This is a genomic window from Roseomonas alba (genome assembly GCF_019430885.1).
Lineage (GTDB): Bacteria > Pseudomonadota > Alphaproteobacteria > Acetobacterales > Acetobacteraceae > Neoroseomonas > Neoroseomonas alba.
The window spans coordinates 882,995-908,870 of the sequence record NZ_JAHYBZ010000002.1 but is presented as its reverse complement, the minus strand read 5'-3'; the positions used below and the strand labels follow the sequence as shown (position 1 = coordinate 908,870).

General features: G+C 69.3%; 26 protein-coding genes and 1 pseudogene. 11 read left to right on the top strand and 16 right to left on the bottom strand.

Annotated features, from left to right (window positions below; genetic code table 11):
* Together KPL78_RS08785 and coaA are read left to right on the top strand one after the other, a co-directional pair.
* A pseudogene (locus tag KPL78_RS08785) lies at nucleotides 1-231 on the top strand (hypothetical protein); the annotation flags it as partial.
* A gap of 279 nt (nucleotides 232-510) precedes the next feature.
* Nucleotides 511-1,506 carry a type I pantothenate kinase gene (coaA, locus tag KPL78_RS08780; protein WP_369412694.1) on the top strand — a complete coding sequence of 332 codons (996 nt, stop codon included), beginning with the start codon at nucleotides 511-513 and terminating at the stop codon, nucleotides 1,504-1,506.
* 355 nt (nucleotides 1,507-1,861) lie between these two features.
* Here coaA and KPL78_RS08775 read toward each other — a convergent pair whose 3' ends face one another.
* Genes KPL78_RS08775 through KPL78_RS08765 form a run of 3 tightly spaced genes read right to left on the bottom strand, consistent with a single transcriptional unit; the run spans nucleotide 1,862 to nucleotide 3,997 of the window.
* On the bottom strand, nucleotides 1,862-2,491 hold the full coding sequence (locus tag KPL78_RS08775; RefSeq protein ID WP_219762509.1) for a DapH/DapD/GlmU-related protein: 630 nt from the start codon (nucleotides 2,489-2,491) through the stop codon (nucleotides 1,862-1,864).
* 21 nt (nucleotides 2,492-2,512) lie between these two features.
* The gene (locus KPL78_RS08770; RefSeq protein WP_219762508.1) at nucleotides 2,513-3,073 is read right to left on the bottom strand and encodes a hypothetical protein; all 561 of its coding nucleotides are present in this window, start codon (nucleotides 3,071-3,073) and stop codon (nucleotides 2,513-2,515) included.
* A gap of 21 nt (nucleotides 3,074-3,094) precedes the next feature.
* Nucleotides 3,095-3,997 (bottom strand): M91 family zinc metallopeptidase, encoded by a 903-nt coding sequence (locus tag KPL78_RS08765; protein ID WP_219762507.1) that lies wholly within the window; start codon nucleotides 3,995-3,997, stop codon nucleotides 3,095-3,097.
* Between the two features lie 132 nt (nucleotides 3,998-4,129).
* On the opposite strand from KPL78_RS08765, the gene KPL78_RS08760 reads away from it, so the two are divergent.
* Both KPL78_RS08760 and KPL78_RS08755 read left to right on the top strand, forming a co-directional pair.
* Nucleotides 4,130-4,849 (top strand): glutathione binding-like protein, encoded by a 720-nt coding sequence (locus KPL78_RS08760; protein ID WP_219762506.1) that lies wholly within the window; start codon nucleotides 4,130-4,132, stop codon nucleotides 4,847-4,849.
* A 36-nt stretch (nucleotides 4,850-4,885) separates the two neighbouring features.
* Nucleotides 4,886-5,527 carry a VOC family protein gene (locus KPL78_RS08755; RefSeq protein WP_219762505.1) on the top strand — a complete coding sequence of 214 codons (642 nt, stop codon included), beginning with the start codon at nucleotides 4,886-4,888 and terminating at the stop codon, nucleotides 5,525-5,527.
* A 224-nt stretch (nucleotides 5,528-5,751) separates the two neighbouring features.
* Here KPL78_RS08755 and KPL78_RS08750 read toward each other — a convergent pair whose 3' ends face one another.
* Nucleotides 5,752-6,351 (bottom strand): class I SAM-dependent methyltransferase, encoded by a 600-nt coding sequence (locus KPL78_RS08750; RefSeq protein WP_219762504.1) that lies wholly within the window; start codon nucleotides 6,349-6,351, stop codon nucleotides 5,752-5,754.
* A 116-nt stretch (nucleotides 6,352-6,467) separates the two neighbouring features.
* On the opposite strand from KPL78_RS08750, the gene KPL78_RS08745 reads away from it, so the two are divergent.
* Entirely contained in the window at nucleotides 6,468-7,844 is a 1,377-nt protein-coding gene (locus tag KPL78_RS08745; protein WP_219762503.1) for a PleD family two-component system response regulator, read from the top strand.
* A gap of 527 nt (nucleotides 7,845-8,371) precedes the next feature.
* Here KPL78_RS08745 and rpmG read toward each other — a convergent pair.
* The 5 genes from rpmG to KPL78_RS08720 form a co-directional block, all read right to left on the bottom strand.
* Nucleotides 8,372-8,539, bottom strand: coding sequence for a 50S ribosomal protein L33 (rpmG, locus tag KPL78_RS08740; protein ID WP_168041378.1), 168 nt, complete (start codon nucleotides 8,537-8,539; stop codon nucleotides 8,372-8,374).
* 151 nt (nucleotides 8,540-8,690) lie between these two features.
* On the bottom strand, nucleotides 8,691-9,893 hold the full coding sequence (metC, locus tag KPL78_RS08735; RefSeq protein WP_219762502.1) for a cystathionine beta-lyase: 1,203 nt from the start codon (nucleotides 9,891-9,893) through the stop codon (nucleotides 8,691-8,693).
* Between the two features lies 1 nt (nucleotide 9,894).
* Nucleotides 9,895-10,737, bottom strand: a complete 843-nt coding sequence (locus KPL78_RS08730) for a sulfurtransferase (protein ID WP_219762501.1) — start codon at nucleotides 10,735-10,737, stop codon at nucleotides 9,895-9,897.
* Between the two features lie 5 nt (nucleotides 10,738-10,742).
* Nucleotides 10,743-11,465 carry an alanyl-tRNA editing protein gene (locus KPL78_RS08725; RefSeq protein WP_219762500.1) on the bottom strand — a complete coding sequence of 241 codons (723 nt, stop codon included), beginning with the start codon at nucleotides 11,463-11,465 and terminating at the stop codon, nucleotides 10,743-10,745.
* Nucleotides 11,466-12,107, bottom strand: coding sequence for an NUDIX domain-containing protein (locus tag KPL78_RS08720; RefSeq protein ID WP_219762499.1), 642 nt, complete (start codon nucleotides 12,105-12,107; stop codon nucleotides 11,466-11,468).
* 72 nt (nucleotides 12,108-12,179) lie between these two features.
* On the opposite strand from KPL78_RS08720, the gene KPL78_RS08715 reads away from it, so the two are divergent.
* Nucleotides 12,180-13,130 carry a DMT family transporter gene (locus KPL78_RS08715; RefSeq protein ID WP_219762498.1) on the top strand — a complete coding sequence of 317 codons (951 nt, stop codon included), beginning with the start codon at nucleotides 12,180-12,182 and terminating at the stop codon, nucleotides 13,128-13,130.
* Nucleotides 13,131-13,177: 47 nt separating this feature from the next.
* On the opposite strand, the gene KPL78_RS08710 is transcribed toward KPL78_RS08715, so the two are convergent.
* The 5 genes from KPL78_RS08710 to parA all read right to left on the bottom strand — a co-directional run bounded on the left by KPL78_RS08710 (nucleotide 13,178) and on the right by parA (nucleotide 16,142).
* Complete coding sequence (locus KPL78_RS08710; RefSeq protein WP_219762497.1) at nucleotides 13,178-13,516, bottom strand: hypothetical protein; 339 nt, start codon at nucleotides 13,514-13,516, stop codon at nucleotides 13,178-13,180.
* A gap of 9 nt (nucleotides 13,517-13,525) precedes the next feature.
* The gene (locus tag KPL78_RS08705) at nucleotides 13,526-14,458 is read right to left on the bottom strand and encodes a hypothetical protein (RefSeq protein ID WP_219762496.1); all 933 of its coding nucleotides are present in this window, start codon (nucleotides 14,456-14,458) and stop codon (nucleotides 13,526-13,528) included.
* A 152-nt stretch (nucleotides 14,459-14,610) separates the two neighbouring features.
* The gene (locus KPL78_RS08700; RefSeq protein ID WP_219762495.1) at nucleotides 14,611-15,048 is read right to left on the bottom strand and encodes a GNAT family N-acetyltransferase; all 438 of its coding nucleotides are present in this window, start codon (nucleotides 15,046-15,048) and stop codon (nucleotides 14,611-14,613) included.
* Nucleotides 15,045-15,506, bottom strand: a complete 462-nt coding sequence (locus KPL78_RS08695; RefSeq protein WP_219762494.1) for a CopD family protein — start codon at nucleotides 15,504-15,506, stop codon at nucleotides 15,045-15,047. Before KPL78_RS08695 ends, KPL78_RS08700 begins: the two co-directional genes overlap by 4 nt.
* 3 nt (nucleotides 15,507-15,509) lie before the next feature.
* A complete protein-coding gene (gene parA, locus KPL78_RS08690; RefSeq protein ID WP_219762493.1) occupies nucleotides 15,510-16,142 on the bottom strand; it encodes a ParA family partition ATPase in 633 nt (210 codons plus the stop codon).
* A gap of 98 nt (nucleotides 16,143-16,240) precedes the next feature.
* On the opposite strand from parA, the gene KPL78_RS08685 reads away from it, so the two are divergent.
* The 3 genes from KPL78_RS08685 (at nucleotide 16,241) to KPL78_RS08675 (ending at nucleotide 19,988) form a co-directional block, all read left to right on the top strand.
* The gene (locus tag KPL78_RS08685; RefSeq protein ID WP_219762492.1) at nucleotides 16,241-17,698 is read left to right on the top strand and encodes an NAD(P)H-hydrate dehydratase; all 1,458 of its coding nucleotides are present in this window, start codon (nucleotides 16,241-16,243) and stop codon (nucleotides 17,696-17,698) included.
* A 191-nt stretch (nucleotides 17,699-17,889) separates the two neighbouring features.
* On the top strand, nucleotides 17,890-18,429 hold the full coding sequence (locus KPL78_RS08680) for a hypothetical protein (RefSeq protein WP_219762491.1): 540 nt from the start codon (nucleotides 17,890-17,892) through the stop codon (nucleotides 18,427-18,429).
* Between the two features lie 140 nt (nucleotides 18,430-18,569).
* Nucleotides 18,570-19,988, top strand: coding sequence for a malonyl-CoA decarboxylase (locus KPL78_RS08675; protein WP_219762490.1), 1,419 nt, complete (start codon nucleotides 18,570-18,572; stop codon nucleotides 19,986-19,988).
* A 361-nt stretch (nucleotides 19,989-20,349) separates the two neighbouring features.
* Here KPL78_RS08675 and KPL78_RS08670 read toward each other — a convergent pair whose 3' ends face one another.
* On the bottom strand, nucleotides 20,350-21,609 hold the full coding sequence (locus tag KPL78_RS08670; protein WP_255568730.1) for a polyhydroxyalkanoate depolymerase: 1,260 nt from the start codon (nucleotides 21,607-21,609) through the stop codon (nucleotides 20,350-20,352).
* Nucleotides 21,610-21,668: 59 nt separating this feature from the next.
* Between KPL78_RS08670 and KPL78_RS08665 the strand changes: the two genes are divergently transcribed.
* On the top strand, nucleotides 21,669-22,325 hold the full coding sequence (locus KPL78_RS08665) for a glutathione S-transferase (RefSeq protein WP_219762489.1): 657 nt from the start codon (nucleotides 21,669-21,671) through the stop codon (nucleotides 22,323-22,325).
* A 201-nt stretch (nucleotides 22,326-22,526) separates the two neighbouring features.
* Here KPL78_RS08665 and KPL78_RS08660 read toward each other — a convergent pair whose 3' ends face one another.
* Entirely contained in the window at nucleotides 22,527-22,970 is a 444-nt protein-coding gene (locus tag KPL78_RS08660; protein ID WP_219762488.1) for a cupin domain-containing protein, read from the bottom strand.
* Nucleotides 22,971-23,453: 483 nt separating this feature from the next.
* Between KPL78_RS08660 and KPL78_RS08655 the strand changes: the two genes are divergently transcribed.
* Complete coding sequence (locus tag KPL78_RS08655) at nucleotides 23,454-25,838, top strand: 1-deoxy-D-xylulose-5-phosphate synthase N-terminal domain-containing protein (protein WP_219762487.1); 2,385 nt, start codon at nucleotides 23,454-23,456, stop codon at nucleotides 25,836-25,838.
* The last annotated feature ends 38 nt before the right edge of the window (nucleotides 25,839-25,876 follow it).

Sequence of the window (25,876 nt, the reverse complement as noted above, 5' to 3'; positions counted from 1 at the left end):
GGCGGGCCGTCCGTGACAGCCCGATCAGCCAGCCAGCCGTTGCCAATCAGCCAACGCACAGCAACATCCCGGGCAGATCAAATCGTCAAACCAGCCTCTCAGCAGGGTTGCCGGAAGTGTCCAGGCGACCTGGCCAACGCCGGCTACTGGTATCGCCGGGCCGGGCGCCCGGCGGCGCGCGGCACGCTGGCCGAGGAATGGGACGCCATCCTCACCGCCCTGGCAGCATGAGATTCACAGGGCTGGCGGAGCGCGTCATACTCCCCACATGGGCGTCCGGCGCGACAACGCTGAAGCACGGCCACCACCCTCAGACAGGACCCCTGCTGACCGCCATGGACCGGGCACGCTGACCGCGCGGCAGCAGGCCGGCGCGACCCGCAACCGCACCGCGTCGTCCGGTCCCGACGGCACATTGGGCTAGGACCTCCCCATGCCTCATTCCCCGGCGGGTGGCCGCCTTCCCGTGACCCGAGGCCGGCCCGGTGCGATGCGTCCGGGGGCGCTGCGGTGAACCTCGCCCAGACCACGCGGCCGGACGGCCTCGCGGACACCCGGCAGAGCGGGTCGGCATCGCTGCCGCTCCTCGCCCCGCCCTATGTGGTCTTCGATCGCGCGCAATGGGCGGCGCTGCGGGGCGGCACGTCGCTCGCCCTGTCCGAGATCGACCTGCCGGCGCTCGCCGGGGTGAACGATCCGGCCACGCTGGCCGATGTCGTCGAACTCATCCTGCCGCTGGTGCGCCTGGTCGACCTGCACATCGCCGCGGCGCGGAGCCTGAGCGCCATGGTGGAGGGCGCCTTCGTCGGCCAGCCGCGCGCCACCGTGCCGTATGTCATCGCCGTCGCCGGCAGCGTCGCGGTCGGCAAGAGCACCTTCGCCCGCCTGCTCCAGGCCGTGCTCGCCAGGGGAGAGCAGCATCCCCGGGTCGACCTGGTCGCCACCGACGGCTTCCTCTATCCGACGGAGACGCTGCAGGCGAACGGCCTGATGGAACGCAAGGGCTTCCCGGAGAGCTACGACCTGCGGAAGATGCTGGCTTTCCTGGAAGGCGTGAAGGCCGGCACGCCGGACCTGCGCGTGCCGATCTATTCCCACGAATCCTATGACGTACTGCCTGGCCGCTACCAATCCGTGGACCGCCCCGACATCCTGATCTTCGAGGGGCTGAACGTCCTCCAGACGGCGAACAGCAGCGCGGCCGTCGCCTCGGACTTCTTCGACTTCACTATCTACCTGGATGCCGACAGCGCGACGATCGAGAAGTGGTACATCGACCGCTTCCTGAAGCTGCAACGCACCGTCTTCCAGAGGAAGACCTCGTACTTCCACAACTACCGGGAGCTGACGCCCGAAGCGGCCAGCGACCTCGCGCGCGACATCTGGCGGCGGATCAACCTGCCGAACCTGACCGACAACATCGAGCCGACGAAGCGTCGCGCGCGGGTCGTGATGCGGAAGGGGGAGAACCACCGGATCGAGGAGGTCTGGCTGCGGCAGACCTGATGCTGCGTTCCGATCCGTGGGGTTGGAAGGGGCGCGGGCGGAGCGACGGCGGATGGAGAGGCTCTCGAAACCTGTCCCCGCCAAAGGCCACAGGTCCTTTGGAAACCGTCATCTGGCGCCCTGCGCGACAGTTCGGCCAGTCATGAAGCGCGCGCTTTGTGCCCAATGCCAGGAAGCATGCGTGGGCGCCGTGCACGACGCGCCCTTTGACATTGCGAAGGGGCCCTGCTGCCCGGTGCCCAGTATCGGTTTCCAAAGGCCTTGTGGCCCTTGTTGGGGTGGGGCCCGGGGGAAGGGCAAAGCCCTTCCCCCGGTCCGTCCTTCGCGCGCTGGAGCCAACCCGCCGCAGCGATCCTCAGGCCGCGCCCCGGTCCCACTGCGCGCAGAACGCGGAGACGTCGTCGGTCTGGAAGCTCTCCAGTCGCTCCATGACCAGTTCGAATGGCCAGTCCCACCAGGCGATGCGCTGCAGGGACGCGGCGATGTCGCGCGGAAACCGGTCCCGGATCGGCCGCGCCGGCACGCCGCCGACGATGGTGTAGGGCGCGACGTCCTTCACCACCACCGCGCCCGCGGCAAGCACCGCGCCGTCGCCCACCGTCACCCCGGCCAGCACGGTGACACCGTGCCCGATCCACACATCGTTGCCGATCGTGGTCCGCGCCGCGCGCCGTGCCGCGAAGAACGTGGCGTCCCGCTGCTTCGTCGCGTCGTAATACTCCGGCACATAGGTGAAGCGGTGCAGCGAGGGCCGCTCCATCGGATGGTTCGGCGGGCCGATGCGCACATGCGCGGCGATGGCGCAGAACTTCCCGATCGTCGCATCCGCGACCTGGCAGTCATGGCCCAGGTAGGACGCATCGCCGATCGTCGCGTATTCGACCGCGCAGCGTTCCAGCAATTCGCAGCGCGCGCCGATTGTCGTGTCGCGCAGCTTCACGCTGGGGTGGATGAAGGTCTCGGCGATCTTGGGCCGGGGCGCCATCTGGTCCATCGACGCGGAACCTCAGAGCAGGGAAGGAATGCCGGGTGCGGGTAGGGCGATATCGCTGGTGAGGAATTCCTGCAACTGCTTGCCGAAGCCGCTGTCGCATTCCCAGGGCGCGCCCGGGGGGGCGCCCATCGCCGGCACGATCACCCCGGCCCCCGGCGGGAAGCGCGCCGAATCCAGGATGCCGAGGTTGAACCCCAGCGAAGGCAGCATCCGCGGTTCCGGCAGCGGATCGGGCGGCGGCCCGTAGAAGCCGAAATAGGTGACGGGCAGCGGCAATCCGCAGGCATTCTCCCACCGCTCCCCCGGCTTCAGTTTCGCGAAATAGGGCACGGGTTCGGATTCCAGCCGCCGGCCCGGCGGCGGCGTCGGCACCCATTTGCCGATGATGACGCGCCCGGAACTCGCGCGCGCCGCGAAGAGCAGCGCGGGATCGCGGTCGCGGTTGCCGATGCTGTCCGTCGCGAACAGCACGGCCGCGACGTAGATGTCGGTCGGGCGCGTGTTGACCACCGCGACGTCGAGGTACAGCGCGTCGCGCGTCAGGCTGCTGATGGTGACCGAAAGGCTCGCCATGGACTCCGTTCCGTTCCGGCTTCAGTAGCGTGGGCGCTGGTATTCGTGCGGGAACTTGCTGATCCCCTGCTGGTCGAACTCCTGGCGCAGCTTGTTCTCGGTATAGGGATCGTTGGCATAGGGACCCAGCCCCACCGCCTGCTGTTCATAGCCGGGCGCGCTGTAGGTGTTGCCGTCAGCGCCCGTGTAGTTGCTGGTCGCCTGCACATTGGTGCCGTGCGTGTCGTGGTTGGCGTGGATCAGCTCATGCCCCAGGCCGATCGCCGGGTCGCGCGTCTGGTCCGGCCGGCCGTTCAGCTTCTCGCGGTCCGGGTTGAAGTAGACGGTGGTGTTGCTGCCCGCGCCGGGTTGGCCCGTCACCGGGTTCACATAGCCGGCGGGCTCGTTCGCCGGCACCTCGGAATTGGTGCCGTCGCGGCTCGGCTTGATCGTCGTGGTGTGCGGCGCGGCGTCGAGGCTCTGCAGCAGCGCGAGCCCGGTCGGCGTCGCGGCGAGCTTCGCGAGGCTCATCATCACCTTGAGCTGGTATTCCGGCGGTCCCTCGATCTTGATCTGCGAGTTGCCGGCCAGGATCTTCGCCAGCAGCGCGGCCGCCGGCCCGCCACCACCGCCACCGCCTCCGCCCCCGCCATCGCCGACCAGCACGGTGAAGCAGCCGAGCACGATGATGCCGCCATGCGCGCAGTTATCCAGGATGCGCGCCTGCGGCATCTTCATGGTCAGCACGGTGGCCGAGCCCTTGACGATCATGTCCGGCGGCCCGACGCAGACGCACATGTCGGTCACCCGCGCGGCGGGCAGCTTGCCGATCAGCACGGTCGGCGCGCCTGGACCGGCGATCGGCCCGCCCACATGCGGCACCAGGACCGTGAACATCGGACAGATATGCAGGTCCGTCAGCCGTGCGGCGGGAAATCCGACCATGGTCCTCTGCTCTCGCTCCCCGCACTCTCACGGTCCCACGGGCGCACCGCAAGCGCCCTGCGTCACGGCCCGTGCCGTTGTCACATGGCCCCGGCCGGCGCACGCTCCGGCACAGCCAGAGGAGACGACGCCATGCCGGCACCCATCCAGGTCTGGACCTGGCCGACCCCGAATGGTCACAAGGTCCATATCCTTCTCGAGGAACTCGTAGAGGAGGGGAAGCCGATCCCCTACGAAGTGGTTCCGGTCGCGATCGGCAAGGGCGAGCAGTTCCGCCCCGAATTCCTCGCCATCACGCCCAATCATCGCATCCCGGCCATCGTCGATCCCGAAGGCCCCGGCGGCCGCTTCCCGCTGTTCGAGAGCGGCGCGATCCTGATCTATCTTGCCGAGAAGGCTGGCAGTGCCCTGATCCCGGCCGACCCGGCCGCGCGCTACCGTGCCCTGCAATGGCTGATGTTCCAGATGGGCGGGGTCGGGCCGATGTTCGGCCAGTACGGCCACTTCGCCAACTACGCGGCCGAGAAGCTACCCTACGCCATCGAGCGCTACACCAACGAGGTCGCGCGGCTGCACCGCGTGCTCGACAAGCGCCTCGCCGAATCGGCCTTCCTGGCCGGGGATGGCTACTCGATCGCCGACATCGCGACCTTTCCCTGGATCCGCAATCCGGCACGCCGCAACGTTGATCTCGGTCAATATCCGAATGTCCAACGCTGGCACGATGCCATCGCCGCCCGGCCCGGTGTAGAGCGGGGCGTGTCGATCCTGGCCGAGAACCAGCGCCAGGGCACGATGACCGACGCCGAACGGGAGATCATGTTCGGCAAGACCCAGTTCCAGGCGCGCTGACCCGCGCCTGGGCCAACAGGAAACGCCAGGAACGCCATGGCCGAGATCGACCACATCGTCATTGGATGCGCCACGCTGGAACAGGGCGCCCGCTACGTCGAGGAACTGCTCGGCGTGAAGCCGGTGAAGGGCGGCCAGCACACCGGCCTTGGCACCCACAACATGCTGCTCGGCCTTGGCTCCGGCTGCTACCTCGAGATCATCGCCGCCGATCCCGACCAGCCGGAACCCGCCCAGCCGCGCCTCTTCGACCTGGACGAGGCCGGCATGAAGACCATGCTGGAAGCGGAGCCGCGGCTCGTCGCCTATGTCGCCTCGACCCCGGCGCTCGACGCGGTGGTCGCCCGACTCGGCCCGTCCCATTCGGGCGAGATCCGCGCCATGACGCGTGGCAACTTCGCCTGGCGCATGGCCTTTCCGCCGCAGCGTACGGACATGGACAACCTGATCCCGCCGCTGATCCAGTGGGACAGCGACAAGGTGCACAAGCACGTCAAGGATTCGGGCTGGCGCCTCGCGGCCCTGGAAGCCGAGCATCCCGAGACGCAGGCGCTGCACACGGCACTCGCCGCCCGCGGCCTGGGCGATGTGGTGAAGATCCGCCAGAGCCCGCATTCGCGCCTGATCGCCCATCTGCGTCACAAGGATGGGCGGGAGGCGACGCTGACCAGCGCCTGATGCCGGCCGCCCTTCCGCCCCGGTCGGGGAGCGGTCACGGCGCCCTTGCGCTGCGCCGGAGCGGCCCGATCTCCAGCGTCGGGCCGCTCCGTTGTGGAGATGAAGAGATGGCGCGCTTTTCGCGCCTGGGTTGCTTGTCTTTTCGCCCTCTTCACCTTCCGGCGAGGACGCGCGACACTGACCCGGGGATCGTGAGCACGGCTTGGAAGGGATGGATGCGGCTTTCAGCCGGCAGGACGATACCGCCACACGCTCGCGGGTGGCAGGTTGAGCGGCGTCCAGGCCTCGCGCCGCGCCGTCAGGCCCAGCTTGCGCCAGGGCAGCGGCGAGGTGATGCAGTAGCTGTAGAGCAGGAAGCCGCGCCCCGGCGCGACCGCCTCGACCGCAGCCACGAAGCGGCGCTGCTGTTCCAGCGGCAGCAGCACCAGCGGGATGCCGCAGATCGCGGTGCCGACCTTGCCGTGCAGCGTGGCGGGCAGCGCCTCGGGCAGCGCGAAGGCGTCGCCTTGGACCACGGTCACGCCGGGCAGGCTGCGCGCCAGGTGCTGCGCCATCTCGGGCACGATCTCGACCACCACGAGGCGGTCCGGTGGCAGGCCGCCGGCGAGCAACGCGCGGCTGATCGCGCCCGTGCCGGCGCCGAGCTCGACCACGACCTCATCCGGGCCGCAGGCGATCTGCGCGGCGATGCGGCGACCGAGCGCCGGCGAGGAGGGCACGACCGAGCCCATCTGCAGCGGATTGGCCGCCCAGCGCCGGAGGAACAGGCTGAAGCCGCTCTGCGCGGCCTCGGTTGCACGCTCTCCGGCAGTCATCTCGGACATGCACAGCTCCATGACTATACTGTGACAATTCAAGGGCTTGTCACCCAAGCCCTGATAGGTCTGGTTATCTGGTCTGGCCAGTTACGGTTGGATTGCAGAAAAGCGGGAGACATCGCGTGACCGCGCGCGTCTTGGTCGTCGATGACATTCCCGCGAATCTTCGCCTGCTCGAAGCGAAGTTGCGGGCCGAATACTTTGAGGTTGCGCTCGCCGCTTCGGGTCCCGAAGCCCTGGCCCTCACCGCCGCCTGGTCGCCTGACATCGTGCTGCTCGACGTGATGATGCCGGGCATGGATGGCTACGAGGTCTGCCGCCGCCTGAAATCGCAGGACAGCACGGCGCATATCCCGATCGTCATGGTCACCGCGCTCACCGAGCAATCCGAGCGCGTGCGCGGACTCGAAGCGGGCGCGGACGATTTCATTTCCAAGCCGGTGGACACCGTGCTGCTCTTTGCGCGGCTGCGGGCGCTGCTGCGCATGAAGCAGGTGCTCGATGCCTGGCGCGTGCGCACCGAGACGGCGCAACAGCTCGGTTTCGATTCACCCGGCGCGCCGGCCGAGGATTTCCAGGGCGCTCGCCTGCTCTTCGCCGGCGGCCAGCCTGACGAGGTCCAGGCTGTCGCGACGGCGCTCGCCGCCGACGGCATGGTGCTGGACCACGCGGCCGACGAGCCGACGGCCTGGGACCAGCTCCAGGACTCGCTGCACGACCTCGCCCTGCTCAGCGTACCGCTGCCCGGTGGTGACCCGCTGCGGCTTGCCTCCCGCCTCCGCGCCCATGGCGACAGCCGGGAACTGCCACTGGTGCTGCTCGCCGACGAGGACCAGCGGCAGGTGGTGCTGCGGGCCTTCGACCTCGGCGTCTCCGACCACGTGATGCGGCCGATCGACGCGCCAGAGCTGCGGGCGCGGGTGCGCAACCAGCTCCGCCGGCGGCGCTATCAGGAATTGCTGCGCGAGACTCTGGACCGGTCGCTGGAACTGGCCGTCACCGATGCGCTGACCGGGCTGCGCAACCGGCGCTATGTGCGCCGTCACCTCGAATCGCTGCTGCGCACCGGGGCGACGGCCGCGGTGCTCGTGATCGACGTGGACCGCTTCAAGCCGCTGAACGACCGTTACGGTCACGCCGCCGGCGACCTGGCGCTGAAGGAGGTCGCTGCCCGGCTGCGCGAGCATCTGCGCGCCGTCGACGTCGTCGCGCGCTATGGCGGGGAGGAATTCCTCGTCGTCATGGCTGGTGCCGCGGAGGAGGAAGCGGGCGCAGCGGCCGAACGCCTGCGCGCCGCCATGGCCGACGTGCCGGTGGTCGCCGGGCCGGGCATCACGGTCACGGTCACGGTCAGCATCGGCATGGCGATCGCACGCGGCCAGGCGGCCGCGGATGGGCTGATCGGCGCGGCGGATGCGGCGCTGTACCGGGCCAAGGGGAATGGGCGGAACCGCGTGGAAGTCGCGACCGCAGAGGATTGGGGCGGGCAGCCGGAGTAGCAGGGGCGAGCCTCGCTTCCCGGGCGCGGAAAGCGGGGCGATGACGGAATTGGAGAGGGGCTCTGCCCCCCTCCAAGCCTCACCCCGCCAAAGGCCCGAGGCCTTTGGAAACCGTCACCTGGAGTCGGGCGGGGCAGGGGGTTCTGCGGAGGCGACAGACGCGCCGTGCCCGAAGCCCGGCATTCCTTCCGGGCTTGCTGCCCGCGAAACAGCCTTCCGGTGATGGCTCGATCGTCGTGCCGGGAACCAAGTTCCGGCGGTCCAGGCCAGTCATGGCCTGGCGGGGTGAGGTTTGGAGAAGGGCGGCGCGCCTCTCCAAACCACTCATCCCGCAACGGCGCGCACCCCGCCAAAGGCCTGGTCCGTGGACGGCAGGCATTCGGTGCTGACCGTCCCTGCTCACATCGGTGCGAATCCGCCAGCGACCGACCGTCAGGATCGTCCCCAACGACAAACGGGCGCTGCCCGCAGGCGCGCCCGTCCGGAAGACGCGGCATGAACCTGGGCGGGCCTTGCCCGCCCGCGGATCACTTGATCTTGGCTTCGCGGAAGACGACGTGCTTGCGCGCGACCGGATCGTACTTCTTCTTCTCCATCTTGGAGGTCATCGTGCGCGTGTTCTTCTTCGTGACGTAGAAGTAGCCGGTATCGGCGCTGGACACGAGACGGATCAGGATGGTGTTCGACTTCGCCATGACACAACTCCATGGCCCGCGGGCGAACCCGCCCCGGGCGCGAGAGGCCGCAAACTAGCGTCCGCGGCTGGAACGTCAAGCAAGACCTCAGCCTGACGTGGTTTTTCCCCGGGAATCAGCGCCCTGGCGCCGCTCCCCGGGGCCCGAATCCTCACTTCGGCAGGGTTGCGAGGCCCTGTTCGAGGTCCGCGATCAGGTCGCCGACATCCTCGAGCCCGATATGGAACCTCGCGGTGAACCCGCCGAGATCCGGATTCGTCGCCGTGCGCGTCACGAAGCCAGTGGTTGGCAGGGCCAGGCTCTCGAACCCGCCCCAGGACGCGCCGATGCCGAACAACGCCAGGCCATCGATGAAGCGGAAGATCTCCGCTTCCGTGTAGCGCGGGTCGAACACGACGCCGAACAGGGAGCAGGACCCGGTGAAGTCCCGCTTGAACAGCGCGTGCTGGGGATGCGACGGCAGGCCCGGATGCAGCACGCGCAGCACCTCTGGCCGACCCTCGAACCAGCGGGCGACGGCAAGGCCGGCCTCTTCCTGGTGCTTCAGCCGCACCGCCATGGTGCGCGCGCCGCGCAGCGCCAGCCAGCAATCGTCCGGTGCGGCGAAATGGCCCATCTGCCCCGCCGCGGTGCGGATGGTGACGTAATCCTCCTCCGACCGCGTGGTGATGGAGCCCAGCAGCACGTCCGAATGGCCCGCCACATACTTGGTCAGCGCCTGGATCGACACATCCACGCCATGCTCGAAGGGCATGAAGTGGTGGATGCCCCAGGTGTTGTCCATCAGCACCTTGGCCCCCTTGGCATGCGCCGCGCGGGCGATGGCGGGGATGTCCTGCAGCTCGAAGGTGTGGCTACCCGGGCTCTCGGTGTAGACGACCTTGGTGTTGGGCCTCATCAGCGCGGCGATCTCGGCCTCGCCGATCACCGGGTCGTAGAAGGTGGTCTCGATGCCATAGCCGGCCATCAGCCCGGTCGCGATGTTGCGCCCCGGCCCATAGACGGAATCGGGCATCAGGCAGTGGTCGCCGGCCTTGAGGAAGGCCATCAGCGGCACCGTCACCGCGGCGAGGCCGGTACCCACCAGCACGCAGCGCGTGCCGCCCTCGATCTCGCAGATCGCGTCCTCGAGCGCGTACTGCGTCGGCCCGCCTTGCGTGCCGTAGGTCATCACGCGGTTGAAGCGATCCTTGCCGAATTCCCGGCGGCTGACGCAATCCGGATGCAGCACGGTCGATCCGCGATGCACGGCCGGGTTCACGAAGCCATGGCTGTGCGTGCTGGAGCGGCCCGCATGAGTCAGGCGCGTGGCGAAGCCCTCGGCGCGGTGGGGCTTGGCGATGTCGTCGGGCATGTCAGGCGGTCTTTTCCTTGGTGGTTTCCGGGCGTGAGGCCCATTCGGTCCAGGAGCCGTCATAGACGGCCGGTTCAGGCAGGCCGGCGCGTACCATGCCGAAGGCGAGCACGCAGGCGGTCACGCCCGACCCGCAGGAGGTCACGACCGGCTTGCCCCCGGTCGCCCCCGCCGCGGCGAACAACGCGCGCAGCGTCGCGGGGTCCTTGGCCTTGCCGTCCGGGCCCGCGATCTCGCTGACCGGGACATTCGCCGCCCCAGGCATGTGGCCCGACGGCAGGCCCGCGCGCGGTTCCGGCGCGGTGCCGTCGAAGCGACCCTTGGCGCGGGCGTCGATGATCAGCGCAGAGCCGTCCTCGACGATCCGCTTCACATCGCCGATGCCCTTCAGCATCGCGGCACGGAAATCGGGGACGAAGGTCGCGGGCTCCGGCACATGGGCCTCGCCGGTCGCGAGCGGGCGGCCTTCGGCCTTCCAGGCCGGCAGCCCGCCATCCAGCACGGCGACCTTGTCGTGCCCGAACAGCCGCATCATCCACCAGCCGCGTGGCGAGCCGCGCAGCCCGTGCTGGTCGTAGAAGACCACGCGCTTGTCGTTCGACACGCCGAGCGCCCCCACCATCCGCGCGAACTTCGCCGGTGTCGGGACCATGTGCGGCAGGTCGGTCTCGTCATCGGCGATGGCGTCGATGTCGAACAGCCGCGCGCCCGGGATATGCGCCGTGCGGAAGGCATCCTTCTTGTTGCCCGGTTCGCCCGGCAGGAAGGTCGAGCAGTCGAAGACCACCAGGTCCGGCTTGCCCAGTTCCCCCGCCAGCCATTCGGTCGAAACCAGCATCTCCATCGGCGTCACTCCCCGGCCAGGACCAGCGTCACGCGCCGGTTCGCCTTGCCCTTGTTCTCGATCTTCGCGACTTCCACGCGGCCGATCTCCCCGGTCGCGCGCACATGCGTCCCGCCGCAGGGCTGCAGATCCACCGGCGTGCCGTCGCCTCCGATGCGCACCAGCCGCACCCGGCCCGACCCGCGCGGCGGCTTCACCGACAGGGTCCGCACCAGGCCCGGATTGGCGTCGAGCTCCTCGTCGCTGATCCAGGCATCGGTGACGGCATAGTTCCCCGCGACGAGCTCGTTCAGCTTCTCGGTCAGGCTTTCCTTGGTGGGCGGATCGGGCAGGTCGAAGTCGAGGCGCGACTTCTCGGCCCCGATCTGCCCGCCGGTCACGCCGGCGCCCGGGATCAGGCTGCACAGCAGGTGCAGCGAGGTGTGCATGCGCATAAGCCGGTGCCGGCGGTCCCAGTCCAGCGCCGCGGTCACAGCGGCCCCGTCCGGCGGCAGCGACGCGCCCGGGGCCGGCACATGCAGCACCGTGTCGTCTGGCCCCTTCACCGTGTCGGCGACCGCCATCTCCCCGCCATCCCAGCGCAGCACGCCGGCATCGCCTGGCTGGCCACCGGCCCGCGCGTAGAAATTGGTGCGGTCGAGCACCACGCCTTCAGGCGCCGCGGAGACGACGCGAGCCGCGATCTCGCGCGCATAAGCGTCGTCGCGGAAGACGAGTTCGGTCGGCATTCAGTCTTTCCAGTCCTTGAGCAGCGCCGCACGGCGGCGGGCGAATTGTGCGAGGCACAGCGCGCCGGTCGCATTGGCGATGCGGTTGTCGTCGAGCATGGCGATGGCCTCCTCGGCGTCCAGCACCAGCACGCGGATGTCCTCATGCTCGCTGGCGAGGCCGTGATTGCCGGCATGCCCCGGCTCGGGCAGCCGGGTGCGGGCGAGGAAGAGGCTGATCACCTCGTCGCAGCCACCCTGGGTCAGGATGTAGCGGCCGAGCGGCTCCATCCGGTCCGCGACCAACGCGGTTTCCTCAGCGAGCTCCCGCTGTGCTGCGCCGACCGGGTCCTCGCCATCTTCGAGCAGTCCCGCCGCGCATTCCAACATGACCGGGTCGAGCCCGGCTGCCAGCGCCGGCAGGCGGAACTGTTCGATCATGGCGACACGGTCGGCCCAGGGATCCCAGGGCAGGATCCCGACCGCGGAGCCGCGGCGCCACAATTCCCAGGTCAGCAACCCGCCTTCGGCGCCGTCGAAGCGTTGCCGGCGGAAGCGGATGCGTTGCAGGGGAAAACGTCCGTCCCAGACGACTTCGTCCGAGAGAACCGTCAAGCCGGGATAGGGAGGGATGGGCTTGGCCTTGGGAGGTCTGGCGCTCATGAAGCCCGGACCCTAGCCTTGGGCGCCCGGCCCGTCCATGCAGGGGGGGAGCGGGAAAGGGCACCGATCAGAATGGTTCAGGCTGGCAGCGTGCGGGCCGGTGACGCGGAGCAGGCCGCCGCGCCCCCCGACCCCCAGGCGCGTATCCGCGCCCGCCGGCGGGCGATCCTGCTGCTGATCGGCGCGACCGCGGCCTTCGCCGTCGCGGCGGGCTGCGCCAAGGCGCTGGCCGGGCACATCCCGGTCGCCGAGGTCATCCTCTTCCGCAACCTGTTTGCCCTGCCGGCCCTGCTGCCGGTGGTGCTGGCGAGCGGCGGCCTCGCCGCGCTCGCCACCCGCAACCCGGTCAGCCACGCGGCGCGGACGGTGTTCGGCATGATGGGCATGGTCGGCACCTTCTTCGGCTACATGCACCTGCCGATCGCGATGGTCACGGCACTCGGCTTCACCATGCCGCTGTTCCTGACGGTGCTGTCCGTGCCGCTGCTCGGCGAGCGCGTGGGCTGGCGGCGCGGGGCCGCGGTCATGGTGGGTTTCCTCGGCGTGCTGCTGATGGTCGGTCCCGGGGCGCAGGGCCTCAGCCCGCAGGCAGGCATGGCCGTGCTGCTCTGCCTGCTGGGCGCGGTGGGCTGGGCGCTCGCCATGATCACGATCCGCAAGATGGGCGAGGCGGGGGAGAGTTCCGTCTCCATCGTCTTCTGGTTCGCGGTGGGCTCGGCGGTGCTGGCGGGGATCGCCGCCGTGCCGGTCTGGGTCTCGCCAACGCCCTTCGAGTGGCTGCTGCTGGTCGGCATCGGCCTGGTCTCGGCGCTGGCGCAGGTGCTGATGACGAGCGCCTATCGTGGCGGCGAGACGACGCTGCTCGCGCCCTTCGAATATACCGGCATTCTCTGGACGACGACGCTCGGGGCGGTGATCTGGGCGGAGCTGCCGGATGGGTGGGACTTCGCCGGCATCGCCGTGCTGGTCGGGGCGGGGATCTACATCTGGCACCGCGAGGTGACGCTGGGCGTCAAGCGATAGCAGGGCTCGCGTGGTCGCTGCCGCTCCGTTGCAGCGCCTGCCTCACGTCACGCAATGCGGAATGTCACCACCAACGATGCCTCCATGCCGGCGCCAACGGCCATGATCTCACCTTGTCCGGTGATGGTGCAGCCGATGGAAATCTCCTGAACGGTCAGTCCCGCAAGGGCCGGCATCTTCTGCTGCAATGTGGGGCTGATGGCCTTGGCCAGGGCTTCGACACTGTCGGCGATCATGGTTGCACTGATGTCGACGACCTTGCCACCCAGCCGTCGTAGTAGCGCGGCATGCGGGCCGCCGCCTGTCGCGCCACTCTGGACAAGGCCGCTCTCAGGGCCCGTGGCGTCATCGGATGCGATCAGAACCTTGATTGTCGTCTCCATCATGTCCTCCCGTCACAGGTAGAGATCTATTGCGAGTTCGGTGACCACCTGCTGCATCCATTGGCCGACGCCTCGTGTCGGGCCGCCACCGATCGGCACGAGATCGCCCACATAGAGGCCGACCGCCTCGCGCTGACCGTGCAAGGTGATGAGAGCGCCGCTGTCTCCGTGCGTGCAGGCGGCGTCGATGACGATCCGCTGCGGCACCATGACGTTCGCATAGATCGCGCTCTGGAAGGTCCGGAGGATTGTTGCGGTTACCAGGGCGCCGCCCGGGTGCCGCGCCGGATCGAGATGCACGTCCACCTTTGTGCCAGGCGCGACCGCAGTGGCCACGGGCAGCAGGTTGACGCCTGCGGGGATCACGACGGGCTCCAGCACCGCGGCGTCGATCGCAAACCCGGCGACGGCGTGTACGCCGGACGGGGTCACCGTCGAGGCGACGTGGTGGACCGCAACATGCGCCGCCGTCAGGATACCATCGCCCCCGAGCCGCATCGGATTGGCGACGCCCGCCGAGGGCCTGGCCCAGCAGGCCGATGTACCGGCGGCGGTGCTCCCCGACATGGGGTGTACGAGACCTGGCGGAGCCTGATGCCGCTGGAATTCGGCCGGCATCGCGAGTACCGGCACGCTCGTTTCCGCGACGCGAAGGGGTTCAAGAAAGGTGACGCTCAGGAAGCGCGATGCGGACGGGCTCAGGCAGAGGCCGAAGAAGTAGCCGTCCATATGATGGACACCCGCGGGAGGCTCGACGCCGCTGGGTATGGCAACGAAACCGGCGGACATGAAGGGCAGCTCCGGTGGGTCCCGGCGGCTTGCCAACCAAAGATCGCCACGCGTGAGTGCTGCATTGACGATCAGCGTTGCCCAGAGGAACGCGCGCCGTTCGGGGTCACGGGGGATCGCCTCGACGCGGCTACGCAGCGCCTCCGATAGCGTCACCACCTCGGGTATGGGGGGGGACGAGTTCCCAGGGAACTTCCAGCGGCATCGCGCATCTCCGGACGCCGCAGCCTAACTCAGGTTATTTCTTTATCGGATTAAATTTCGCTGATGCCTGGCCCGGAGCAATGCTGTGATCCGTCGCGTGCCGCCTATAGTACCTTCCTGAACCACACCCGCGCATGCCCCGCCGGCATGCCGTCAAGGCGACCGAACTCGACATACCCGCTCTTTTGCCAGAAGCCCGGCGCCTGGAAGGAGAAGGTGTCGGTATAGGCGTTGGTGCAGCCGCGTTCCTTCGCGATCGCCTCCGCCCGGCGCAGCAGCTCGGCGCCGAGGCCGCCCGCGCGCACCTCCTGCGACAGCCACAGCCAGTCGATGAACAGCCAGCCCCAGAAGGTCAGGCCGAGCAGCCCGCCCAGCGTCTTCCCCTCGGCGTCCTGGACCAGCAGCGTCACCGGGTCCCGGTCATAGGGGCCACCCGTCGCCTGGTTGAATTCGTGCAGGCCGCGCTGGATCGCCGCCACGGCCTCGAATTCCGGGGCGGCGTCCTCGACGATGGCGATGCCGTCGGGCAGCACCGCGGTCATCCCCCGAAACGCCCTGCCGCTGCCGCGGCCACCGTCACCAGACCGATCACGAGATTCACAGCCACACCTTTCCGTATCGTATCGAGCGCCGCCGCCGCCCGCGCGCCATCGCCGGCCGCGAGGGCTGCCGCCATGCGCCGCCGCGGCCCGAGCGCGAGGTAGGCGAAGATCGCCGCCATCACCAACCCGGTCGTATGCATCAGATGCACATGCCAGACGCTGGCGCCGAAGCCCCAGTACCAGAGGAAGAGCATCGACCAGCCGCTGACCAGCAGCAGGGGAATGACATGCCACAGGATGAAGAAGAAGCGACCGAACACACCATTCATCAGGGCCAGCCGCTGCGGCCCGTCCAGCACCGCATGCGCGGCCGGGCGCAGCACCAGCAGGGCGAAGGTCATGCCGCCCACCCAGACGACGGCGCACAGCACATGCACCACATACACCAGCAATGGCATGATTCAGCGCCCTTTCAGCGCATCCAGGGCGGCGGCGAGGGCACGCGCCTCGGCCGCGGCACTGCCCTTGGGCGCGGATTCCACCGCGCCGAGCCCGGCCATGAAGGCCTGGGCGAAAGCCGTCCGATTGCCCAGCACCGGATCGAGCAGCGGCAGCCCGCGATCGGTGATCAGCTTTATCACCTGCTCGCGCAGCTTGCCGGACGCGGGGACCCGGTTCAGCACCAGGGCGATCGGCCGCCCCTCGCGCTTCGCCAGTTCCAGCGTCCCGTCCATCGACCACAGATCGGCGGCCGAAGGCTGCAGGGGCACCAGCACCAGATCCGCCGAGCGGATCGCCACGCGGGCATCGGTGTCGTCATGCGGCGCGGTGTCGAGCAGCACGACGTCCTGCTCCTTGCGCAGCCGGTCGACCACGCCGGGCACGCGCCAGCCCGACGGTGCCTCGAAATGCAGGGGCTTGGCCTTGGAGGATCTGCCACGCACCTCATCCCAGCGCGCCAGGCTGCGCTGCGGATCGATGTCGAGCAGCCCCACGCGCTGCCCCCCCTCGGCGAAGGCCGCGGCGAGGTTGGCTGCGATGGTCGACTTGCCGGCACCGCCTTTGCGCTGCGCGACGGCGATGACGAAGGCCATGCGCGACTCCTGATGCTCCCGGCAGCATACCATTCCGCGCCGCGGCGGAACCCATTGGATGCCTTGTCCCGCGGCACGGGGGCGGGAATGCTGCTGCCATGGAACCTGATCCCGGCCCGCTCGCCCTGCTGACGCCCGAGGAAATGGGCCGCGCCGATGCGGCCGCGATCGCCTCCGGCATCCCGGGCGAGCGCCTGATGGAGGCCGCTGGCCGCGCCGTCGCCCGCGCCGCGCAGCGCCGTTTCCGGCCCTGCCGGACGCTGGTCCTGGCGGGGCCGGGCAACAATGGCGGAGATGGCTATGTCGCCGCGCGGCTGTTGGAGCAGGCAGGCTGGCCGGTTGCCGTCGCGGCGCTGGCGCCGCCGCGGCCGGGCAGCGACGCCGCCCTGGCCGCAGCGCGCTGGCGCGGCCCCTTCGCACCCTTCGCGCCGGCGGCTGCGGCACGTGCGGACCTCGTCATCGACGCCGTCTTCGGCGCCGGCTTGGCACGCCCGGTTGAGGGCCTGGTCGCCGAGAGCCTCGCCGCCATCACCGCGCCGATCCTGGCGGTGGATGTGCCCTCGGGCCTCGACGGTGCGACGGGGCAGGTGAGGGGCTTCGCGCCCCGCGCCGCGCTGACCGTCACCTTCTTCCGGCTGAAACCGGGCCATCTGCTGCTGCCGGGGCGGGAACTCTGCGGCAAGACCGTGCTGGCGGATATCGGCCTGCCGGCCTCGGTGCTGGAGACGGTGCTGCCGCCATGCTGGGAGAACGCGCCCGGCCTGTGGCGCCTGCCCGTACCGGGCCTCGCCGCCCACAAATACAGCCGCGGGCACGTCACTATCGCCGCCGGGGCGGGGATGACGGGGGCGGCGCGGCTCGCCGCCGCCGGGGCGCGGCGGGCGGGGGCGGGGTTGGTCACGCTGGTCGCGCCGGACCGTGTGGCGGGCGATGTGCTGCGGGCCGGGGACCCCGGCGTGATCGTCACCGAGGCGCCGGCCGCCACGCTGCTCGGCGACCCGCGCCGGCATGTCTGGGTGCTGGGCCCCGGATTGCCAGCCGAACCGGCGAGCCTTGCGCTGTTGGACAGCGTGCTGGCGGCGGGCCGGCAGGTCGTGGCCGATGCCGGGCTGCTCGCCGCGGCCGCCGGCACGCCGCAACGCCTGCGCGGCGCAGCGGTGTTGACGCCGCATGCGGGGGAGTTCGCGCGTCTCTTCGGCCCCATCGGCGAGGACCGGCTGTCTGCGGCGCGCCGCGCGGCGGCGCTGACGGGCGCCGTGATCCTGTTGAAGGGCCCCGACACCGTCATCGCCGCGCCGGATGGCCGCGCCGCGATCAATCGGCATGCCCCGCCCTTCCTGGCCACGGCGGGCAGCGGGGACGTGCTGGCGGGGGTCATCGCCGCGCTGCTGGGCAGCGGCGTGTCACCGTTCGATGCCGCCGCGGCCGGCGCCTGGCTGCATGGAGAGGCCGCTTTCCGCTGCGGGCCTGGCTTGGTTGCCGAGGATCTGGCGCCCGCGTTGCCCGCCGCGCTGGCCATGGCATCGCAAGCAGGGCGCCCGCGCGTCGCAATTTGAAGATTCTGCTGACTCGAAGGATGAGCTTCAGAGGCGAATAGTGTCGGGAAGACAAGATATCGCGGTTGTGCAACCGCCGGGATACCACAGGTTGCGCGTCGCAAAACCAGTCAGAATGCGCGTCCAGAATATTGAATTCACTCATTATTTAGAAGTAGCCTCCGTCCCACAGGGGAATTTCGGGGGTCACCATGAGCAGCAATCTCGTCGCCGTGCTCCACCAGGAGGAGCGCACGATCGTCGCAGAGCTTCGCGCGTCGCGACCGTTCCAGCGGCTGGAGGCCATTCGTCGGTTGCTCGCACTCTACGGTGAGCAGCCCTCGATTGCCGCGGGGCTCGACGCGCCGGCCGAAGCAGAGCGCGGCAGCGGCGAGGTGATCCACTTCGCCGCCGTCCCGGCCGCGGCCCCGCCGGCCCCCGGCACGGCGGCCATCCAGGCCGTGGTGCATGCCGCGGTCGCGGCGTCGTCCGCGCCGGCACCCGCGCCGGCCCCGGTTGCCGCGGCATCGATGCCTGCGGTCAGTGCGATCCCGATGCCCGGGCCGGCGGCCGGCGCGCCCGCCGCTGCCCCGGCCGCAGCCACCAATGTCGCCGCCATCACCGAGGCAGCCGTTGCCGATGTCGTGATGCGCAGTCCGGCCCCGTCCGGGCCGGCGCAGAAGACCGAGGCGGAGCCGGTGAGTGTCGTCTCCTCGGTCCGGGCGGCGCTGCTCGGAATTGGCAAGAGCTGACGCGACGGCCGCAACAGCGCCGGGGGCAGTTTGCGCCCCTCCGGCGGTGTTGTTTCAGAAGCACGCCGTCGCCTCATCGCCACTCTGGATTTTCAAATTCTGTTTCCCTAGGTTTCATACCCAGTCAAACGGGGTGAGACATGTCGGAAGTTGCCGTTCAGGCCGGATTGCTCGACCGGGCGCTGCGTCGCGTCTCGTCTCTCTGGCGCGACATGGCCTCCGTGGTGGGCGCGAATGAGTCCTCGCCCGACCTGACGGCCCGCCTCCGGGATGCGCTTGACGGGCGCGGCGGCGAGGTGTCGGCGCGCAACCGCGCCGCAAGCCTGGCCGAGGCCTATCGCACCCTCAACGCCGACGGCCGCACGGATTTCCTGCGCGCCCTCGCGGCCTTCGATTCCAATCCGGGTGCGGTGGCCCGCGCCATGGAGGCGGTCGCCGCCGCTTCGGACGCCGCCGAACGCGCCGTCGCGACCGCCAGGCTGCGCCGCGCGCTGGAACCGCCGCGGATCCGCCTGCTGACCGCCTTCGCCGCCATCCCGGACGGGGTGAAGTTCCTGGTCGACATGCGTGCCGACCTGATGGCGCGCATCGATGGCGACAAGCTGCTGCTGGCGCTCGAGACCGACCTCAAGGCGCTGCTGGCGTCCTGGTTCGATGTCAGCTTCCTGGAATTGCGCCGGATCGACTGGCATTCGCCGGCCAACCTGTTGGAAAAGCTGGTGCAGTACGAGGCGGTGCACCGCATCCGTCACTGGCGCGACCTCAAGAACCGGCTGGAATCCGACCGCCGCTGCTATGCCTTCTTCCACCCCCGCATGCCCGAGGAACCGCTGATCTTCGTCGAGGTCGCGCTGACCAAGGGCATGTCGCCCAGCGTCCAGCGGCTGCTGGACCTGAAGGCGCCGGTGCTCGACCCGGCCAGCGCCGATACGGCGGTGTTCTATTCCATCAACAACTGCCAGCGCGGGCTGGACGGCATCTCCTTCGGCAACTTCCTGATCAAGCGGGTGGTCGGTCTGCTGTCGGATGAATTCCGCAATATCAAGACCTTCTGCACGCTTTCTCCCATCCCGGGTTTCCGGCGCTGGCTCGAATCCCTGCTTACCGGAGACGAGGCGCCGCTGACCGAGGAGGAGCGCAAGGCGCTCCATGCCATCGCGGCCCTGCTCCCCGAAACGGTGCCCGACGATGCGCAGGAGGAGACGATCCTGCGCGCGCTGATCGCGCGCCGCGGCGTGCTGCGGGTGGAGGAGGCGCAGCGCGCCCTGGATCCCATCCTGACGCGCCTCTGCGCGCGCTACCTGGCCAAGGAAGAGAACCCGAGCCGTCCCGGCCGGGCCCGCGATCCCGTGGCGCATTTCCACCTGTCCAACGGCGCGCGCATCGAGCGGCTGAACTGGCGCGCGGACACATCGGAGAACGGACATCGCCAGTCGGTGGGGCTGATGGTGAACTACCTCTACGATCCGGACCGGATCGAGAAGAACCACGAGCTCTACATGGGCGAAGGCAAGCGTGCGGTGTCGAACGCACTGCGGAAACTGGGGAAGGCGGCGTAGGGCTCCCTAGGTTCGACCGGAAGGATTGAAGACGGCGCCCGCGGGGTGTGGGCAAGGCGTGTGGCGCGATGGGAAGGGCTCTGTCCCTTTCCGGACCTTGGCGGCAGTGTTGCCAGGCCCATCAAAGGCCACAGGGCCTTCGAGAACCGGTAATTGGCGCTGGGCGGGGCGTTCGGACCACGAAAGCAGGGGATGCGCGATGCATCGTGCCCTGGCGCATCTCATGGCGCTGGGCACGAAGCGCGCTTTTGGCGGTCGCCGAACCGTTGTGCGGGGCATCAGGTCATGGTTTCCAAAGGCCCCGCGGCCTTTGAGGGGGTGAGATTTGGAGAGGAGGCAGAGTCCCTCTCCAACCACAGCCTTACTGATACCCCTGCATCATCGCCCGCACCCGCGGGTAGATCTCGTTCTGCCAGCGCTTGCCCGCGAAGACCCCGTAATGCCCGACCCCGGTCTGCAGGTGATGGCTGCGCATGGTCGTCGGCAGGGCGGAGCACAGGTCGAGCGCCGCCATGGTCTGTCCGATGCCGCAGATGTCGTCCTTCTCGCCTTCCACGGTCATCAGCCCCATGCGGCGGATCGCGCGCGGCTGCACCGGCCGGTCGCGGAAGCGCAGTTCGCCGCGCGGCAGGTCGTGGGTCTGGAACACCTTCTCGACGGTCTCGAGGTAGAATTCCGCCGGCAGGTCCATCACCGCGAAATATTCCTCGTAGAAGCGGCGATGCGTCTCCGCGGCCTCGATGTCGCCCTGGGCGACGTTGCGCCAGAAGGTCTCGTGCGCCGTGATGTGCCGCCCGATGTTGAGCGACATGAAGGCCGTCAGTTGCGTGATACCCGGATAGACGCGCCGCCCCGCCCCGCGGCTGCCGAAGGGCACGGTCGCGATCATGTGGCGCTCGAACCAGGCCATCGGCTTGCTGGCGGCGAGCCGGTTCACCCGCGTCGGGTTCAGCCGCGTGTCGATCGGCCCGGCCATCAGGGTGACGCTGCGCGGGCGCTGGGGCTCGCGGTCCTCATGCATCAGCGCCGCGGCGACCAGCACAGGCACCGAGGGCTGGCAGACCGCCATCACATGCACGCCCTCGCCCATCGCGCGCAGGAAGATCATGACGTGCTCGGCGAAGTCGTCCAGGCCGAAGCGCCCGGCCGACAGAGGCACGTCACGGCCATTGTGCCAGTCGGTGACGTGCAGGTCGAAGTCCGGCAGCAGCACCTCGGCGGTCGGGCGCAGCAGCGTCGCGAAATGGCCTGACATGGGGGCGACCAGCAACAGCGGCGGCTGCCGGCCCGGCATGTCCTTGCGGAAGCGCAGCAGGGATCCGAAGGGAGTGGAGGTCACCACCTCCTCGGCCACAGCGACCTCGCGATTGCCCACCATCACCGTGTCGAAGCCGAAGGGCAGCCGCTTGTGGGTGGTGCGCACATTGGCGAAGAGGTCGACGCTCGCCAGCAACCGCCGCAGGGCGGGGGATTGGTCGGCGCCGGCGCCGCGGATCATTGCTGCCAGCCATTCCGCCTGGCCGCGGAACGGGGCGAGCGCCCGCGCATGGCTGTCGTAGAAGGCGTAGATCATTCTCCGCCGCGACTCCCGCACCGTATGGCTGGCCTGCCAGACGGGCATGATGGTAATGCTGCACTGCGATTGCGCATTGCACAAACATCGCGAGCATGGAGACCGGCATGGCCAAGGCGACCCTGTTGATCACCAGCCGCAACTATTCCTCCTGGTCGTTGCGCGGCTTCCTGCTGGCGAGGCTTTCGGGCCTCGACTTCGACACCGAGGTCATCTCGCCCGACGACCCCATCGCGCGGGAGGAGCTGCTGCTGCGCTCCTCCTCCATCCGCTACCCCTGCCTGCTGCATGAGGGGGTGCGGATCTGGGATGTGCTCGCCATCGCCGAATACCTGAACGAGATCTTCCCCGCCGCCGGCATGCTGCCCGCCGAGCGCGAGGCGCGGGCACTGTGCCGCTCCATCTCGGGCGAGATGCATTCGGGCTTCGCCGCCCTGCGCGCCTCGCTGCCGATGAACCTCAAGGCGCACCGGCCGGGCTTCCCGGTCTGGTCGGGGCCGCGGGCGGATATCGTGGCGATCGAGGCGATCTGGACCGACTGCCTGGCCCGCAGCGGCGGGCCCTGGCTGTTCGGCGCGACGCCGTCCATCGCGGATGCGATGTACGCCCCGGTCGCGACCCGGTTCCACACCTACGACATCACGCTCGGCGCCGAGGCCGCGGCCTATCAGCGCCATGTCCTCGCCTGGCCGGACCTCGCCGAATGGTCGCGCGAGGCGGTGGCCGAGCCGGACGAGATCGCGGAACTCGAAGTCGATTTCTGACAGGGCATCCGGATGCGCGCCGTTTGGTGCGTGTCCATGTCCGGCAGCGGCCATGTGGCCTCCTGTCCAGGACGCCGACGTCCAGAGGGGCGTGTAAGGGAGCGGGCCGGTGACGAAGGGTCCGGAGGGCCGCGCTGACGGCGCGGGGAAGCGTCCGGCCGCGCTTCCCTCGCTTGTGCTGCGCACGGATCCGGCCAGGCCTCAGCCCGGCTTCGCGTCGGCCGGCCAGGGCACCGGATCCGGCACCGCGCAGGGGCCTTCGGCGTCCTGGGTGCCGAAATTCGCCGGCCCGACCACCTCCAGATATTCCATGTCGGGCGAGTAGTCGTAGAGGTAGTGCACGATCCCCGGCCGCTGATGCACGCAGTCGCCGGCTTCGACGAGGGTGATCTTGTCCTCGTACATGAACTTGGCCCAGCCCTTGGTCATCAGGACGATGTGGAAATCGGCCTGGTGGGTGTGCCAGCCGGTGCCCTTCTCGGGCGCTTCGTTGGCGCGGACCATGTGGGCGATGACGCGTCCGCCGGTCGCCGCCGCGACGCCAAGGTCGCGATAGGCAAAGAAGGATCGCAACCCGTCCAGCCGCCAGGGCGTGTCGCCGGGCTTGTTGTGGGAAAACAGGTTCACGACAGGGGCATCGAGCATCGCGCGGTTCTCCTGCTGGCGTCCCGACCGTCGGGTTCGGGGCGCAGTTGTCACCGTCTGATCTGGCCTTCCTCGCAGCTTGAGGGTCGCGCCTTTGATTGGCGCACCGCAAGGAAAATGCGGTGCAGCCCGCAAAAGCGGCATGCGATGCGGTGGACAAGCGAAGGCGCCCGCGCGTGACATGCGACACCGCGGCACGATCCGATCGATGCGAGAACGGCCGCAATCACCGGGATTGGTCCAATGGTCGCGATGGCGCAGTTTCTCGTTCTGCTCGGGCTCGCCCTGTCGGCGCTGCTGCTGGCCGGAAGCGCCCTGACGCGGGGCCGGCCGCAGCGGGCGGCAGACCGGGCGAGGGCTCCCCTGTCCATCCGCTCCCGCCCCTGAAGCGTGGCGGAGCGCGGCGGGCCCCATGGTCGCCCGCTCGCTTCCCTTGCGGCCCGCCCACGCCCATCATGGCGCGGAGAATGGGAAGGAGCGACCATGACGGTGCAGGGAAGGGGCCAGCGGCTCGACACGCCAGGGGAAGCGCGCCGCGTCGAGATCCTCCATGCGCTGGAGCGCAAGCTGCTCTGGCTGTCGGCCTGGATGATCCACACCGCCAACCACATCCGCCCCAGCCGTGATGGGCTGAAGGTGGGCGGGCACCAGGCATCCTGCGCCTCCTCGGTGTCGATCCTCGCCGCGTTGTATTTCGGCATCCTGCGCCCGGCCGACCGGGTGGCAGTGAAGCCGCATGCCGGACCGGTCTTCCACGCCATCAACTACCTGTTCGGGCGGCAGCAACGGGAGAAGCTGGAGACCCTCCGGCAATTCGGCGGCATCCAGCCCTATCCCTCTCGCGTGAAGGACGGGCCGGAGGTGGATTTCTCCACCGGCTCCGTCGGGCTCGGCGTGGCGCTCGCCTCCTTCGGCTCGCTGGTGCAGGACTATGTCCATTTGCACAACCTGGTCCCGGAAGGGGTTCCCCCGGGCCGCCACGTCGCCGTCGTCGGCGACGCGGAACTCGATGAGGGGAACATCTACGAGGCCCTGCTCGAAGGCTGGAAGCACGACATCCGCAATGTCTGGTGGGTGGTGGACTACAACCGCCAGTCGCTCGATTCCGTGGTGCCAGACCGCCTGTTCGGCCGCATCGAGGGCCTGTTCCGCGACATGGGCTGGAACGTCGTCACGATCAAATACGGGCGCAAGCTGGAAGCCGCCTTCGCGCGCCCCGACGGCGAGCATCTGCGCCGCTGGATCGACGACTGCCCCAACAGCCTCTACGCCGCGCTGACCTTCCAGGGCGGGGCGGCCTGGCGGGCCGCGGTGCTGGCCGAACTCGGCCGCGTGCCGGGCATCCGCGCCATCATCGACCCGCTGACCGATGACGAACTCGCGACGCTGATGACCAATCTCGGCGGCCACGACATCGAGACGCTGACCGAGGCCTTCCGCGCGCAGGATGCCGAAGGCGACCAGCCGACCTGCTTCATCGCCTACACGGTCAAGGGCATGGGCCTGCCCTTCGCCGGCCACAAGGACAACCATTCCGGCCTGATGACCAAGGAGCAGATGGGCAGCTTCCGCGAGCTGATGGCCATCCGCCCCGGCCATGAATGGGACCTGTTCGAAGGCCTCGACATCCCGGAGGCGGAGCTGCGGGACTTCCTCGCGGGCGTTCCCTTCGCGGAACCGCTGACGCCTGCCGGGCGCAGCCTGGTCTCGCCGGCGATCCCTGTTCCCGCCAGCTTCGCCGCGCCGAAGGTGGGCGAGGGGCGGAAGCTATCCACCCAGGCGGCCTTCGGCGACATCCTCGCGGAGATCGGCCGCGGCAAGGACGAATTCGCCGACCTCGCGAAGCGCATCGTCACCACCAGCCCGGATGTCACGGTCTCGACCAGTCTCGGTCCATGGGTGAACCGGCGCGGCATCTTCGACCGGCACAAGAAGAACGACGTCTTCCGTGACGCGAAGCTCGCCTCGGCCCAGCGCTGGGGCATGTCGCCCGAAGGCCAGCATGTCGAACTCGGCATCGCCGAGCAGAACCTGTTCCTGATCCTCGCCGGGCTGGGACTGGCGGATCGCCTTTATGGAGCGCGGCTGCTGCCGGTCGGCACGGTCTATGATCCCTTCGTCAACCGCGGCCTCGATGCGCTGATCTATGCCTGTTATCAGGACGCGAGATTTCTTTTGGTTTCAACGCCTTCCGGCCTGACGCTTGCACCGGAAGGCGGCCAGCATCAATCGGTGAACACGCCGCTGATCGGCATGGCGGCGGATCGCCTGGCCGCTTTCGAACCGGCCCATGCGGATGAACTGGCGATCCTGCTGCGCCATGCCTTCGACCACATGCAGAAGCCGGACGGCTCGGCCGTGTGGCTGCGGCTATCCACACGGGCGCTGCTCCAGCCGGACCGGGCGCTCGACCCGGCGGCGGTGATCGCCGGCGCCCATTGGGTGGTGCCGCCGGGGCCCGGGGCACGCATCGCCATCGCCTATCAGGGCGCTATCGCGCCCGAGGCCATGGCTGCTTTCGAGGAGCTTCGCGCGGAGGAACCCTCCGCAGGACTCTTGGCCATCACCAGTCCGGACCGGTTGCACGCGGAATGGCTTGCCGCGCGGCGGGCGGTGCGCGGCGGGGTGCGGCGGGTGTCGCACATCGAACGCATCCTGGCGCCGCTCGCGCCGGGCGCGGCGCTGGTCTCGGTGCTGGACGGGCATCCGGCGGCCCATGCCTGGATGGGGGCGGTGCGCGGACAGCGCATCGTGCCGCTGGGCGTCGATCGCTTCGGCCAGGCTGGTGACATCCCGGACCTCTACCGGGAGTATGGGCTGGACAGCGACGCCATCCTCGATGCCTGTGCCGAGGCACTGCTGGGGTGAGCGGACGGACGGGGCTCCGTCCCGTCCGATTGCCGCGG

Coding starts and splice junctions, on each gene's coding strand:
- KPL78_RS08775 (WP_219762509.1), bottom strand. CDS start 2,491: ATGGCGCCCCGGCCCAAGATCGCCGAGACCTTCATCCACCCCAGCGTG.
- KPL78_RS08770 (WP_219762508.1), bottom strand. CDS start 3,073: ATGGCGAGCCTTTCGGTCACCATCAGCAGCCTGACGCGCGACGCGCTG.
- KPL78_RS08765 (WP_219762507.1), bottom strand. CDS start 3,997: ATGGTCGGATTTCCCGCCGCACGGCTGACGGACCTGCATATCTGTCCG.
- KPL78_RS08760 (WP_219762506.1), top strand. CDS start 4,130: ATGCCGGCACCCATCCAGGTCTGGACCTGGCCGACCCCGAATGGTCAC.
- KPL78_RS08755 (WP_219762505.1), top strand. CDS start 4,886: ATGGCCGAGATCGACCACATCGTCATTGGATGCGCCACGCTGGAACAG.
- KPL78_RS08750 (WP_219762504.1), bottom strand. CDS start 6,351: ATGTCCGAGATGACTGCCGGAGAGCGTGCAACCGAGGCCGCGCAGAGC.
- rpmG (WP_168041378.1), bottom strand. CDS start 8,539: ATGGCGAAGTCGAACACCATCCTGATCCGTCTCGTGTCCAGCGCCGAT.
- metC (WP_219762502.1), bottom strand. CDS start 9,893: ATGCCCGACGACATCGCCAAGCCCCACCGCGCCGAGGGCTTCGCCACG.
- KPL78_RS08730 (WP_219762501.1), bottom strand. CDS start 10,737: ATGGAGATGCTGGTTTCGACCGAATGGCTGGCGGGGGAACTGGGCAAG.
- KPL78_RS08725 (WP_219762500.1), bottom strand. CDS start 11,465: ATGCCGACCGAACTCGTCTTCCGCGACGACGCTTATGCGCGCGAGATC.
- KPL78_RS08720 (WP_219762499.1), bottom strand. CDS start 12,107: ATGAGCGCCAGACCTCCCAAGGCCAAGCCCATCCCTCCCTATCCCGGC.
- KPL78_RS08715 (WP_219762498.1), top strand. CDS start 12,180: ATGGTTCAGGCTGGCAGCGTGCGGGCCGGTGACGCGGAGCAGGCCGCC.
- KPL78_RS08710 (WP_219762497.1), bottom strand. CDS start 13,516: ATGATGGAGACGACAATCAAGGTTCTGATCGCATCCGATGACGCCACG.
- KPL78_RS08700 (WP_219762495.1), bottom strand. CDS start 15,048: ATGACCGCGGTGCTGCCCGACGGCATCGCCATCGTCGAGGACGCCGCC.
- KPL78_RS08695 (WP_219762494.1), bottom strand. CDS start 15,506: ATGCCATTGCTGGTGTATGTGGTGCATGTGCTGTGCGCCGTCGTCTGG.
- parA (WP_219762493.1), bottom strand. CDS start 16,142: ATGGCCTTCGTCATCGCCGTCGCGCAGCGCAAAGGCGGTGCCGGCAAG.
- KPL78_RS08685 (WP_219762492.1), top strand. CDS start 16,241: ATGGAACCTGATCCCGGCCCGCTCGCCCTGCTGACGCCCGAGGAAATG.
- KPL78_RS08680 (WP_219762491.1), top strand. CDS start 17,890: ATGAGCAGCAATCTCGTCGCCGTGCTCCACCAGGAGGAGCGCACGATC.
- KPL78_RS08675 (WP_219762490.1), top strand. CDS start 18,570: ATGTCGGAAGTTGCCGTTCAGGCCGGATTGCTCGACCGGGCGCTGCGT.
- KPL78_RS08670 (WP_255568730.1), bottom strand. CDS start 21,609: ATGCCCGTCTGGCAGGCCAGCCATACGGTGCGGGAGTCGCGGCGGAGA.
- KPL78_RS08665 (WP_219762489.1), top strand. CDS start 21,669: ATGGCCAAGGCGACCCTGTTGATCACCAGCCGCAACTATTCCTCCTGG.
- KPL78_RS08660 (WP_219762488.1), bottom strand. CDS start 22,970: ATGCTCGATGCCCCTGTCGTGAACCTGTTTTCCCACAACAAGCCCGGC.
- KPL78_RS08655 (WP_219762487.1), top strand. CDS start 23,454: ATGACGGTGCAGGGAAGGGGCCAGCGGCTCGACACGCCAGGGGAAGCG.